This window comes from Ruegeria sp. N4 (genome assembly GCF_056531425.1).
Genome location: NZ_JBQFLT010000010.1, coordinates 1 through 12,129, shown reverse-complemented (window position 1 = coordinate 12,129; position 12,129 = coordinate 1). Strand labels below are relative to the sequence as shown.

Sequence of the window (12,129 nt, the reverse complement as noted above, 5' to 3'; positions counted from 1 at the left end):
GTCTATTTTCCACGATACACCAGCCAATCCGGCAGGTAGTCCACCAACCGGACCACCCAGGAAAACGGCGCAGGAAAATCGGTGCGAAAACGACGGCGCGACATCGCTTTGATGACACGCTCTGCCGCGTCCTCAGGCGTCATCAGCATCGGCATCTTGAAGTCATTCTTTTCGGTCAGGCGGGTCTTGATGAAACCCGGATTGACGATCCGAACCGTGACCCCCGTACCCGCCAGATCGAACCGCATCGTCTCGGCCAGCGACACCAACGCCGCCTTGCTGGCCGCATAACCCACCGCCGCAGGCAGGCCACGATAGCCGGACAAAGAGCCGATCAGGGTAATGTCCCCCCGACCTGCGCGCACGAAGCCCGGCACCGTCTCACCCAGTACCCGCAACGCGCCGGTGTAGTTCACGTCGGTCATGGCCAGAACCGCCTCGGTATCCCAATCGGCTGAGCGCATCGGCTCATAGGCTCCGGCGTTGTAGACCAGCCCGTCGATCTCTCCGGCCTGGGCCACGGCGCGGCGTACGGCGTCCAGATCGGTCACGTCGAAGGGCACAAACCGCGCATTGGGCAGCTTGGCGCAGATTTCGGCCAGGCGGTCGGCATTGCGCGCCGACAGGATCAGATGCGCACCGTCGCGGGCCAGCCCCTCGGCCACGGCCCGGCCCAGCCCTTCGCTGGCGCCTACGATCCAATAGGTTTTTCCGTGAAAACTGCTCATCCCCGGGCCATATCTGTTGTGCTGTATCTTCTACGGTTGGGCCAAAGGGCTGGATCACGCAACCACACAGGAAACTCAGCCCAGACGTCACAGTCTAGAGCACGTGGCAAATTAATCTAATCTGATTGATCCGGCGTGAACCCTGCTACGTATCCCTTTGTAAAATGTCGCACTAAGGGGATCACATGTTCGACGAAACACGGGGCGTACGTAAGAAAATCGCAATCGTAGGTGCAGGCATTTCAGGTCTATCCGCAGCTTACTACCTTTCAGAAGACCACGACATCACAGTTTACGAGGCCGAACCCCGGCTGGGGGGGCATGCCCGCACGGTCATGGCGGGAAAGAACGGTGATCAACCGGTGGATACCGGGTTCATCGTGTTCAACTATGCGACCTATCCTTACCTGACCAAACTGTTCGACGAATTGAACGTGCCGGTCACCAAATCCGAGATGAGCTTTGGCGCAACCATCGACAACGGTCGGATCGAGTATGGGCTGAACAACCTGCGCACCCTGACCGCACAGAAACGCAATCTGGCGCGGCCGTCGTATTACAAGATGATCGCCGACATCCTGCGCTTCAGCAAAGAAGCGCCCGAGGCCGCCAAGGACGACGACACCACGATCGGAGAGCTGGTGGATCAGATGCGTCTGGGTCACTGGTTCCGGCAAAACTATCTGATGCCGATGTGCGGCGCGATCTGGTCGACGCCGGTTGAATTCGTGGATCAGTTCCCAGCGCGCTCGCTGGTGCAGTTCTTCCGCAATCACGCCTTGCTGGCCAGCGGCCGCGCCAACCAGCACCAGTGGTACACGGTCAAAGGCGGCAGCATCGAGTATGTGCGTCGCATCGACGCCGCCCTGCGCGAACGGGGATGTGACATCCGTCTGGGTGCTCCGGTCGATCATGTTCAGCGTGACGACATGGGCGTTTCGGTGACAAGTCAGGGCCACACCGACCGGTTTGACGAGATCATTCTGGCCACCCATTCCGATCAGTCCCGCGCCATTCTGGGCGACAATGCCACCGCCGCCGAAGCTGCAGCATTGGAAGCGATCCGCTATCAGCCCAACAGCGCCATCCTGCATTGCGACCCCGGTCAAATGCCCAAGCGTCGTGCTTGCTGGTCCAGTTGGACCTATCGCTCGCAAGCCGGGAATGTCGGCGTCACCTATTGGATGAACCGTTTGCAGAACATTCCAGACAGCGATCCGCTGTTCGTGACGCTGAACGCGTCGTCAGAAATTCCCGCGGACAAAATCTATGATCAGGTCGAGTTCGCCCATCCGGTGTTCGACAAGGCCGCCCTGAAAGCACAAGGGCAAATCCGCGAGATGCAGGGACAGAACCGGACCTGGTTCGCCGGAGCGTATAACCGGCACGGGTTTCACGAAGACGGGATTGCCAGCGCGATGCATGTCGTGGATCGCATCAAGGGCACCCCGCAAACGATCGGAGCTGACCATGGCACTTGGGAACAAGACCCGGCCATCCCTGCTGTTGCGGCTGAATAGGCGCCTCTGGCGCGCCGGGCTTTTGTCTTTGACGCTGCTGGCCCCGGTTGGGCTGGCAGCGGATCCGCTGTCGCGCGAATTGAAAGACCCCAAGCAGATCGGCAGCGGGACCTTTCGGTTTCTGGGTCTGCCGCTTTACGACGCGAAACTCTACACCCCCGGCGGGGCCGCGTTTAACTGGGCCGAGGATTTTGGCCTGCAACTGACCTACCGCAAGAACCTAAAACAAAAGGCACTTGTGGAATCGACGCTGGAAGAGATGGCCCGTCAGGGCAACCCACAGCCCACACAGGCACAGCTTGAAGCCTGTTTTCAGGCTGTCAGCAAAGGTGACAACTATCTGGCGATCTCGGAAGGGCCCAACAAGGTCGGGTTCTGGCGCAATGGCACCCAAACCTGCACGCTGGCGAGTACCGACATCAAGAAATCCTTTATGTCGATCTTTCTGGGCAACAACACCCGGTCGGCCAGCTTTACGCAGAGTTTGAAGGGTCAGTGATGCTGTATCCCCGTGTCAGCCTCTATGCGCTGATGCTCGCTGCGGCGGGTATTCCGCTTTATATTCACTTGCCGCGCTTTGCGGCGGTGAATCTGGGCATTGGCCTTGGGGTGATCGGTACGGTCTTGCTGGTGATCCGACTGGTCGATCTGGTGCAGGACCCGCTGATCGGCTGGGCCATCGACCGCTGGCCGGGGGGGCAGCTTTTGTTCGCAGCTTTGGCCGCGTTGGGGTTGGCCATCGGCTTTCCCTTGCTGTTTGGCCTGCCGGAAGGTGCAAGCGTCACAGCCCTGATCGTGGTTCTGATCCTGCTGTTTTCGGCCTACAGCCTGGGCACAATCCTTCTATACGGCCGCAGCGCGACGCTTGCGAAAAAGGCCGATGCGAAAGAACTGATGACACTCGCCGCCTATCGTGAAGGCGGGCAACTGACGGGCGTGGTCATCGCGGCCAGCACGCCTGCCCTTTTCGTGGCCTTGGGGGCTTCAGCGCAAGGCTACCCCGCTTTCGGGTTGTTTCTCGGCCTGTTGGCGCTGTTGACTCTGGTTCTGACAATACCGATCTGGCGGCGCACGCCGATCACCGGTCAGGGCCTGTCCTTCGCCGGTCTTGGGCAGGCCGGAGCGCTGCGTCTGCTGGCATTGGCACTGGTCAACAGCCTGCCGGTCGCCATCACATCCACACTGTTCCTGTTCTTTGTCGAAGATCGCCTGCAACTGCCCGGCAAGGCGGGGCCGCTGCTGATCCTTTTCTTCCTCAGCGCAGGCGCAAGCGTGCCGCTTTGGGCCAAGCTCAGCAATCGGATCGGCCCGAAAAAGACCCTGATCATCGCCATGCCCCTCTCGATCGCGGGCTTCATCGGTGCTGCAACGCTATCCGCCGGAGATCTCACCGGTTTCGCCATCATCTGCGTCGCATCCGGCGCGGCGCTTGGGGCGGATATGGTGGTGCTGCCTGCCATGTTTTCCGTCGTGCTGACACGCGCGGGGCTGAACGCCTCGGCCGCGTTTGGCATCTGGTCATTCGCTGGCAAGCTGGGCCTTGCGCTCGCTGCCTTTTTCACTCTGCCGCTTCTGGAACGCAGCGGCTTTACACCCGGTCAAACCAACAGTGCCGAGGCGTTGAACACGCTCAACCTCGCCTACGCCGTGCTGCCCTGCATCCTAAAGCTTGGAGCGTTCGGGATGGTTCTGACCCTTCCTACGGAGGTTACAGCCAAATGAATACGCTTATCGTGTTTCTGCTCGCCATCCTCACTGTTCTTGTGGTCCGAGGCCGGTTTCTGAGCTTTCGCTCCCAATCGCCTGCCGATTACACGGGCACCGGCCCGGATTTCTCGCTGAAGAAACACCTCAATGGCGAGATCCTGTCCGAAGGCTTGATCTATGGCCCCAACGGCAAGATGTCGAACAGCTTCGTGGCGCGAATGGTCGGCGAATGGGACGGCAACTCGGGCACATTGGCGGAATGGTTCACCTATTCCAACGGCAAACAGATGACCCGCAAATGGTATCTGACCATGGGCACCGGCAACACTTTCATCGCCACGGCGGATGACATCGTGGGCGAAGGCAAAGGTGAGATCTCGGGCTCGACCGTCAAGCTGACCTACAGGATCATCCTGCCCGAAGATGCGGGCGGGCATACGCTGGATGTGACCGACTGGATGTACCTGACCGAAAATGGCGCGATCATGAACCGATCCGAAATGCGCAAATTCGGCATCAAAGTGGCCGAGCTGGTCGCCACCATGCGCCCCGCGCCCGAGATCAAGACCACGCATCTGTCCGGCACAAACGGCTATGATGCCGACGCGGACGGCAGGCTGTTGCAATGATCCGTATCCGCGCGCTCATATCCATTGCCGCGATCGCCTGTCTGTTGGTGCTGGCGGCGTGCTCGGCCAAACCGAGGGTTCCCAAATCCTTCCTGTCGGATCGCGACTTGAACCTTGAGGAGTTTTTCGAAGGCAAAACCGTTGCCTACGGTCAGTTTCAGGACATCCTCGGCAACGTCCCGCGCCGCTTTACCGTTGATATCGACGGCACCTGGGACGGAGAAACGCTCACTTTGGTCGAAGATTTCGTCTATGATGACGGCGCGACCGAGCAGCGTATCTGGACCCTGACCAAAACCGACGCCGATACCTGGACCGGCACCGCCCCCGGCGTGCTTGGCACCGCTGAAGGGATCGAACGCGGTGACACCTTCAACTGGAAATACAAGATCGACCTGCCGATCAAGGACGGCACCATGCGCGTGAAGTTCGACGATTGGATGTGGCTGCTGGAGGATGACCGCCTGCTGAACCGCGCCTATGTCTCACGCTTCGGTGTCCGCATCGGAGAGGTCATCCTGTTCTTCGAGAAGAAGTAGTTTCAGGTGTGGGGTGCGCCTACGTCCGACCCCAACGGTCTTTTGCATATTTCTATGCCGTTCCCTACCGCTTGATTGCAGCAGACGCGGGAAAATCCCGCCTGTTCTAGCTTGCCTTGCGGAAAAAGTGGTGAGCCGTGCAGGATTCGAACCTGCGACCCACTGATTAAAAGTCTTATTGGCCCATTTTCGATAGCATTATATCCAAATCGATTGGGCAGTATATTTTCTTAAATTACAGTAGTTATTGCGCGCTGAGATTTCTATAAGGCTCTTCCCAACTCACCGCACTTTGCTTACCTTGTGCTTACCTATCTCATCTGGAAGCACTATGCCCAACGTCAGATTAACAAAATCAAGTGTCGATCGCATTTCAGCAACAAACCGGGACACGATCTATTGGGACGACGGTCTGCCGGGTTTTGGACTCCGCGTGAAAACGACCGGCGTCAAAAGCTTCTTAGTTCAATATCGAAACAAACAAACCGGTCGGTCGAAACGCAAGACACTTGGGCGATATGGGCCGACCTTGTCTTTGGGCGCCGCCCGCGAAATAGCACGCGCGCTTCTTGCTGACGTGGTACGTGGCGCAGATCCTGTCGCCGATGCTCAAAGCCTAAGGCATTCACCAACGGTGAACTCACTTGCCACGCAATACATGACCGAACATGCGGAACCGAAGAAACGTCCCGGTAGCGTTCGGAATGATCGGTCAATGCTGGACAGATACATTCTCCCCAAGCTTGGGGATCTTAAAGTTATTGAAGTGACGCATCAGCATGTTCAGAAGCTTCACAATCAAATGCGTGATACGCCCTACCAAGCCAATCGCACTCTGGCGCTCATGTCGAAAATGTTTGGACTGTCTGTGCGCTGGGGTCAGCGTTCTGACAATCCGGCGCGCGGCATAGAAAAGTTCCCCGAGGAAAAGCGGGACCGCTGGTTGTCAGATGGTGAGCTGCAAAGACTTTTGGTGGCTCTGTCAGAGCATCCAAATCAGGTTGCAGCGAACGCTATTCGCCTGCAGCTCCTGACAGGCGCACGGATCGGCGAAGTGCTGAAGGCAAAATGGGAAGACTTCGATTTGGACCGCGCGGTCTGGACAAAGCCGTCGCACCACACAAAGCAAAAGCGACGAGAGCACCTGCCGATTTCGTCAGCAACCTGTGATTTGCTTGCGGCAATGAAAGCAGGGGCATCTCCTGAAAGTCGTTGGTTGTTTCCGGGGCGCTCTCCGGACCAACCGTACAAAGATCTGAAGAAATTTTGGAGCTCGGTCACCACATCAGCAGGTCTTCAAGACTACCGTATCCACGACAATCGGCATACGCATGCGTCGCATCTCGTTTCCAGCGGTCTGAGTCTGCCTATAGTCGGTCGATTGCTTGGACACACGAACCCGTCTACCACGCAACGCTACGCGCACCTCGCAGATGACCCGTTGCGGCAGGCAGCGGATGTGATGGGTAAGAAGATCAGCGGTGGCAGTTCCTGAAACCTGAGAATTTCCTGTGCTGAAAACACGCAAGCAGCAATTAGACTGCAGCTGTCGGCATGGTGTCGATGTTTAGGACGGAAGGGGCTGGACGGAGACCTAAGATGTCCAAAACGCTACTTTCCGTTGTCACAACGCGTCGTCCGCCCTGGAACAAAGGCAGACTAGTCGGACAGAAGCCACCTGCCCGTCTGCTGTTTTTCGGTAGCGCCGAGCTCTCTGAGGGCAGCCCGATACGACGCTAAGCGATCCGTGACGACGGTTTCCGCTTTGCCGTGTCGTTTCATCAATTTCTTGAGGAATTTCAATGCTGCCTGCTTGTTTCGACGTTTGGTGACAATGGCTTCCAGCACTTCGCCTTCGTGATCAACAGCCCGCCAAAGACAATGACGCTTGCCATTCACCTTCACGAAAACCTTGTCCACGTGCCACTTTCATTTGGAGAATGCGCGCAGTTGCTGAACACGCTTCCGTCTGATCTCAGCAGCAAACATCGGGCCAAACCTGTTCCACCAATATCGGACAGTTTCGTGGCTCACGTCGATGCCTCGCTCGTGCAGCAGACCTTCGACATTCCGAAGCGACAGCGAGAAGCGGATGTACAGCATCACCGCAAGGCGGATGATCTCTGGGCTGGTTCTGAAGCACTTGAAAGAGGCAGATTTGGTCATGGGCAAAAGCTACGAAAGCCCCCTGCCCGCCTCAAGCAATGTTCTTCTGACAAGACCTCTGAGCCTAGGGATCTCAAAATTCCTCCATTTTCTTACTCAGGCTCTCTACAGCTGCCGCGACAGAGTAGGTCGGGGCTTGAATGCGCCAAATGAGTCGTCCGGGGTCAGTCGTGCCACGATCCATTTCCGGCAAGTCCTCAAGCGACTCCCGCATAGAGGTTTTTGAGACCAACAGACCGAGCACACTTTGCTCCAACCCGCTCAATTCTGCCACTCGACTTCGATCAGATAAAATAGCCCGCAAGGTTTCAGTCGACAAATTCAGCATCTCGCGAAACATCTTTTCAGAATGCACCAAGGATTGGGGACTTACGTCGGCTCCGTCCACCACCCTGTGCAACAGCCAAACGCCGCCATCGACGATGTTGTGCGCCACTTGGCCTGGCACACTATGTGGCGATATCAATCGCGCATTTTTGCGGGTCGCTTTGGAGAGCATCGTCCAACTGGCAGCCAGAAGTGGCGGGTTATCAATTGGCTGATGGTCTCGATTATCTTGGTCAAGCGCAAGAAACAAAGCCCTGATATCTGGCGTGTCACCTAGCATTCTCTTAAGGTTATACAGGACAATTTGGATCAGTTCCGTGTTCCGGCGACGGGCTTTCATCAGAATGTGTGCAGCAAAAATACCCATCATTGGGTCTACATATTTTTTGTCCAGAAATTTGTTGATCATTTTGGTGGAAACAATATTGCGTCCTTGCAAATGCGCCTGCTTGGCCAGCTCCGTAAACCGCTTATTGGCGTCATCGGGATTAAATCCATGTTTTTCTTTCGCCATGAAGATTGCAGCCCGACGCAACGACGGCGCCTGAACTCGCTCGTCGCCCCTTAAGAAGTCCTCTAGAGCGAGGAAAACTTGGGTCTGCCACCCGTGACTCAGCGTTACAAAGATCTCATAGTCGCCAATTTCAGATTTTGAAACACGCAGGCGATAAGTCCCTGGATCAAGCCGAAGCGAAAGACCAGCGCACTTGGCGGCGGCATTGTGCCGCCCATTGGCCAAGTCCGCAATTTGGGTGCCCTCAAAGTCATGCAACGTTATTCCGGCAACGTCGAATTCCGTATCCGCCGTTTCCGTGCGCAAAAACAACAATAACTTAGCCCCGGTCCCGATCTCATCCGACTGGAGTGACCACTTGGAGGCCTGCGTAGCTTGCTCGTTGTCGAATGCGACTGTGTAGAGAATGGGTGCTGAAGACCTAATCAGGACCGGCTTGCCTGTGATTTCTACCTTTTCTTCTTCTCCGGAAACTTCGATAAGTTCGTCAGTTTGGCTTGTCCCAGCGCGGAAACGCACCTTGTAGAACCCGGGGCGAATTTGCGCATCCAACCTGCCCACACCTGTTTCGATACGCCGCAAGGATGCATCAATTAAGAATATCTCGGTTGCTAGATCAGCTGCCTTGGCGCGGAACTGAACGGTTTCATAGCGTGACGATTGCATCACCTGGTACCTCAAAGGTTGTCTTGTCGCCGGTTTCAATTATTCGGGCCCGATAAAGCCCAGGCTGGAGCGGTAGAACCGTTTGCTCGGCTTCTATGACTGCACGGGCTTGCTCATCTTCCGGCCAGGCTTCGATCACGATTGTGTTTCCCTGGTGTTCAGGCCCGGTCACAAAAGTGGTATCACGACCCGGAGGCGCCCCCCGCTCAATGAAGAGTACGTCCTTATCTTCATCCACTCGGATGTCGGGTGGATCTATTTCGACGTCACCCGCTTTGGAGTCGATCACATTGTGCACATGCGCCTTAATCACCTTTCCCGTTACGCGACCAAGGTGATTTGGTCGGGCCATTTCCAGAGCATCCATCAAAGATTCTGTGAAAATGCCGTGGGTAACACCATCAAAATCCCGCTCGCGCGCTAGCTGGTTGAAACCCGTCCCATATCCTTGAAACAGCTTGACCTTGCTAGCATTGGCGTGGGCCGGAAATTCTGGCAGCGAGGGTTTAACAAGCCGATTGAACGGCAACGTGTTGCGGCACGCATCCGAAACCAGCACGACCTCATCGAACAACCAATGCAATCGTGCAAAATCTGCCCAGGCCTTCATCGCCAGGTGTTCAGGAAATGCGACGCTCGCGTTTGCAGCATAAAGCGCCGCTGAGTCCGGGTCCTGGTGGTCTGCAAACCCATGGCCCGCAACAAACAGAAACAAGCGTCCGTCATGATGCTCGCCTTTAAGCGCGGCTTCGGCGAAGGGCCGAAACAACTGAGACAGCTCAGACAAGACAGGATGCGCTTCGCTCGCTGAGTTGGGAGCCGGAAAATCCGATGAACGTACCTTTTGCACGTTGTTTGGATCGACGTTTCCTTTCGCGGGGTCTGTCAACCAATTAAAAAACCGATCCGCGTCGTTACAGGATCCCCTGAGGTCGGAAATTCCGGGATAGCAATCTATACCAATAATTATCCCATGGTCAGCCATGCTTAGAACCCATTGGCAATTATGTGACCCACGCTCGCCAATGTCTCACTCTCATTATCAAAATCACCGTGTTTGAGAGCGGCGCTATTCTTGCCCGCCGGTGCCCCCTGTGTGACTGACCACACTACGCGTTCACCGCCTCGCTTAAGATAGGCTCGCACCGATCCCAACGCAGGATAGTCGGCGTCGGGAAATGCGCCTTCTTCAAAAAACCTTGCCATTCCAACAAGCGGTGCGTCGGGTTCGAACTCTACTACACCAGAAACGAAATACAGCAACGAGTGGGGATAGAGCACCGGAACCAAAACATCGTTCTTTTCGTTCTCATCAGTCATGGTGAATACGCGAATTCCGGCGACTTGATCACCGTAGTTCGCCACGGCTTGATGCATCAACTCGTGTGTGACGGCTGGCGCTAAGAATATAATATTGAAGTTGTAACCGCCTGGACGAATCTCGGCCGCCTTTTTCAGAAGATGAGCGATGTAGACAGCACCGGTGCTGTGACCCACCAGGGTAATCGTTACATCATCATCGTCCCCGATTTTGTCGTTCAGCAATTTCAGGACTGCTGTGCCACCGCAGCTTTGGTCGTCGCCAAAGCTGTCTTTCGTGTCCTGTTTCATATGCTTCCAAATCAACCCGCCCACATTGGCAAGATAAAACTCGCGCAACACCTCTTCCACGAGCGTCGCGTGTAAGCCATGGCCCCGCCCCGCCAAGGACCGGGCAATCACACGCTGTGCCACAGCGATAATCGCTTTGGCCACTCGTGCCGATGAGATCAAACCACGTGCATCGACCGTCGGGCGCTCCACCATACGATCCAGGCTTGCAGGGTCCATGAGAGTCGTAGTCGAACCCTGAACTGTTGTTGCAGAGCGGGATGCCGCGTCTGAGGAGATCTCTTCCGGTTTGCGTAGACCATTGGACGCCGCTTGTACTGCTTGTTGGAGCAAGAAGTCCGCACCGAGTTCCATTTCGAGTTGAGTTTCTTCGATTAGGTTGAGTTGACTTGACGGAGTGGATGGCTCAGGCGGCGCAATTACAGACGGGCCACCAATTGTATCGAGTGCGGCATCAAGTTCGGCGTCGCGGGCTGTGGAATCGACTTGTGGCAGAACACCAACAGCGCGGTCACCGTTCGTTTGTTCGGCTTTTCGGTCTAGGATTGAGCGCACGCGCTTCATCACGAGCCGGAAAAGCACTTCTTTTGCTATTTCTCTAAGGTTGTTTCGAACGGTTTCCCAGGCGCCCGCTTCCCAAACAAAGAAGATTGGGAACCCACCGGCCGCCTCATATTTAGGAGCGAGAAAATCGGCGATCTGACGGCCCTTTGCCTCTGAAACCAGCCCGCCATGAAAGTGCAAAGTGACGTTGCCACTTTCGATTGCTTGCGTGACGAGATCATCGACTTTCGATAAGGGCGTGTCCGCGTGCAACTTCCCATTTGCTAGGTGAATAATATTGTCAGTCATGAAGAGACCTTTTGTTTTGCAATTGTTTTTTTCAATCGACGATAGCTTACGCGAAAAAGGCACAGTATAAAAGCGATGCCAGTGCCCGAAGTCGTAGCTTGATGGCGGGGCTATCTCTGCAGCAAACATCGGCCAAACCTGTTCCACCGGTGCTAACAGACAAATTCGAACCCGTCTCAGCTAGGCCAGTATAGCTGCTCATTATGCCGTACCAAGTTCGCGCCACTCGGCTAGAACGGCGGTGCGTGTCAGCCTGGCTTTTGCGAAATGTGTTGAGTTCATTCGTTGCAACGGGATTTGCCGCGAGCGCGGCGGGCAACAGGAGTGCCAATCCGGTCATTCAAGGGTATTGATTTCGACTCAACCTATACCTTTCTTTCGCCGCAGCTTGATCCGACAACCTAGACGCGGGACAAACCCGCCGTTCGACCAGTGAGTGCTTTAGGGAAATCGGAATCCATGCAGGTATTTCGCTTATTTCGCGCGTTTTTAGGTTTTGATGAGAAGTAGGTGCCTACGAAAGTAAAAACATGCCGCAACGAACTCAAAGGCCTGGTGACGAGGTGGCTCACGATTGCTCCATCTAAAATTGTGCGCTCATCGTTAGGCGCGACCGCCTGTTCGGCCTTCACAACGGTGAGAACGCGGGTCGGTTCTTTGTCAAAACTATTGTAAAGCAATCAATGGCGTAAACTCTCGACTCGATAACATCAGGCAGATACACTCTATACGATATTATTTGATGACATAGGCTTGAGGATAGTTTCACCGATGCAGGAGGCATCCGTTTCTGGTGCTGGGAACGTTGTTGTTCAGGTGTTGGGCGACGGGAATGCGGTCAACATTGGTGGGGCCGTTGGGCTGCTTTTG

At 55.7% G+C, this 12,129-nt stretch carries 10 protein-coding genes and 1 pseudogene; 6 read left to right on the top strand and 5 right to left on the bottom strand.

Translation table 11 applies throughout. The annotated features are described in order from the left end of the window. Positions 1-2: 2 nt before the first annotated feature. On the bottom strand, positions 3-728 hold the full coding sequence (locus ACR0LW_RS15180) for an SDR family NAD(P)-dependent oxidoreductase (RefSeq protein WP_480883139.1): 726 nt from the start codon (positions 726-728) through the stop codon (positions 3-5). 185 nt (positions 729-913) lie between these two features. Between ACR0LW_RS15180 and ACR0LW_RS15175 the strand changes: the two genes are divergently transcribed. The 6 genes from ACR0LW_RS15175 to ACR0LW_RS15150 all read left to right on the top strand — a co-directional run bounded on the left by ACR0LW_RS15175 (position 914) and on the right by ACR0LW_RS15150 (position 6,618). Then, positions 914-2,248 (top strand): NAD(P)/FAD-dependent oxidoreductase, encoded by a 1,335-nt coding sequence (locus ACR0LW_RS15175; RefSeq protein WP_480883138.1) that lies wholly within the window; start codon positions 914-916, stop codon positions 2,246-2,248. After that, complete coding sequence (locus ACR0LW_RS15170; protein WP_480883137.1) at positions 2,199-2,747, top strand: hypothetical protein; 549 nt, start codon at positions 2,199-2,201, stop codon at positions 2,745-2,747. The genes ACR0LW_RS15175 and ACR0LW_RS15170 overlap by 50 nt, the downstream gene beginning before the upstream one ends. Continuing rightward, positions 2,747-3,970 carry an MFS transporter gene (locus tag ACR0LW_RS15165; RefSeq protein WP_480883136.1) on the top strand — a complete coding sequence of 408 codons (1,224 nt, stop codon included), beginning with the start codon at positions 2,747-2,749 and terminating at the stop codon, positions 3,968-3,970. Before ACR0LW_RS15170 ends, ACR0LW_RS15165 begins: the two co-directional genes overlap by 1 nt. Beyond that, a complete protein-coding gene (locus tag ACR0LW_RS15160; protein WP_170521123.1) occupies positions 3,967-4,584 on the top strand; it encodes a DUF3833 domain-containing protein in 618 nt (205 codons plus the stop codon). Before ACR0LW_RS15165 ends, ACR0LW_RS15160 begins: the two co-directional genes overlap by 4 nt. Beyond that, positions 4,581-5,123 (top strand): DUF3833 domain-containing protein, encoded by a 543-nt coding sequence (locus ACR0LW_RS15155; RefSeq protein WP_480583588.1) that lies wholly within the window; start codon positions 4,581-4,583, stop codon positions 5,121-5,123. Before ACR0LW_RS15160 ends, ACR0LW_RS15155 begins: the two co-directional genes overlap by 4 nt. A 331-nt stretch (positions 5,124-5,454) precedes the next feature. After that, positions 5,455-6,618, top strand: coding sequence for a tyrosine-type recombinase/integrase (locus ACR0LW_RS15150; protein ID WP_480883135.1), 1,164 nt, complete (start codon positions 5,455-5,457; stop codon positions 6,616-6,618). Between the two features lie 176 nt (positions 6,619-6,794). On the opposite strand, the pseudogene ACR0LW_RS15145 reads toward ACR0LW_RS15150, so the two are convergent. The 4 genes and pseudogenes from ACR0LW_RS15145 to ACR0LW_RS15130 form a co-directional block, all read right to left on the bottom strand. Further along, positions 6,795-7,289: pseudogene (locus tag ACR0LW_RS15145) on the bottom strand (IS6 family transposase); the annotation flags it as partial. A gap of 73 nt (positions 7,290-7,362) precedes the next feature. Then, complete coding sequence (locus ACR0LW_RS15140; RefSeq protein WP_480883134.1) at positions 7,363-8,796, bottom strand: hypothetical protein; 1,434 nt, start codon at positions 8,794-8,796, stop codon at positions 7,363-7,365. After that, positions 8,777-9,781, bottom strand: coding sequence for a caspase family protein (locus tag ACR0LW_RS15135; protein WP_480883133.1), 1,005 nt, complete (start codon positions 9,779-9,781; stop codon positions 8,777-8,779). The genes ACR0LW_RS15140 and ACR0LW_RS15135 overlap by 20 nt, the downstream gene beginning before the upstream one ends. A 2-nt stretch (positions 9,782-9,783) precedes the next feature. Then, positions 9,784-11,259: a hypothetical protein gene (locus ACR0LW_RS15130; protein ID WP_480883132.1), complete on the bottom strand. Its 1,476-nt coding sequence runs from the start codon at positions 11,257-11,259 to the stop codon at positions 9,784-9,786. Between the last annotated feature and the right edge of the window lie 870 nt (positions 11,260-12,129).

Coding starts and splice junctions, on each gene's coding strand:
- ACR0LW_RS15155 (WP_480583588.1), top strand. CDS start 4,581: ATGATCCGTATCCGCGCGCTCATATCCATTGCCGCGATCGCCTGTCTG.
- ACR0LW_RS15165 (WP_480883136.1), top strand. CDS start 2,747: ATGCTGTATCCCCGTGTCAGCCTCTATGCGCTGATGCTCGCTGCGGCG.
- ACR0LW_RS15150 (WP_480883135.1), top strand. CDS start 5,455: ATGCCCAACGTCAGATTAACAAAATCAAGTGTCGATCGCATTTCAGCA.
- ACR0LW_RS15170 (WP_480883137.1), top strand. CDS start 2,199: ATGGCACTTGGGAACAAGACCCGGCCATCCCTGCTGTTGCGGCTGAAT.
- ACR0LW_RS15160 (WP_170521123.1), top strand. CDS start 3,967: ATGAATACGCTTATCGTGTTTCTGCTCGCCATCCTCACTGTTCTTGTG.
- ACR0LW_RS15140 (WP_480883134.1), bottom strand. CDS start 8,796: ATGCAATCGTCACGCTATGAAACCGTTCAGTTCCGCGCCAAGGCAGCT.
- ACR0LW_RS15175 (WP_480883138.1), top strand. CDS start 914: ATGTTCGACGAAACACGGGGCGTACGTAAGAAAATCGCAATCGTAGGT.
- ACR0LW_RS15130 (WP_480883132.1), bottom strand. CDS start 11,259: ATGACTGACAATATTATTCACCTAGCAAATGGGAAGTTGCACGCGGAC.
- ACR0LW_RS15135 (WP_480883133.1), bottom strand. CDS start 9,781: ATGGCTGACCATGGGATAATTATTGGTATAGATTGCTATCCCGGAATT.
- ACR0LW_RS15180 (WP_480883139.1), bottom strand. CDS start 728: ATGAGCAGTTTTCACGGAAAAACCTATTGGATCGTAGGCGCCAGCGAA.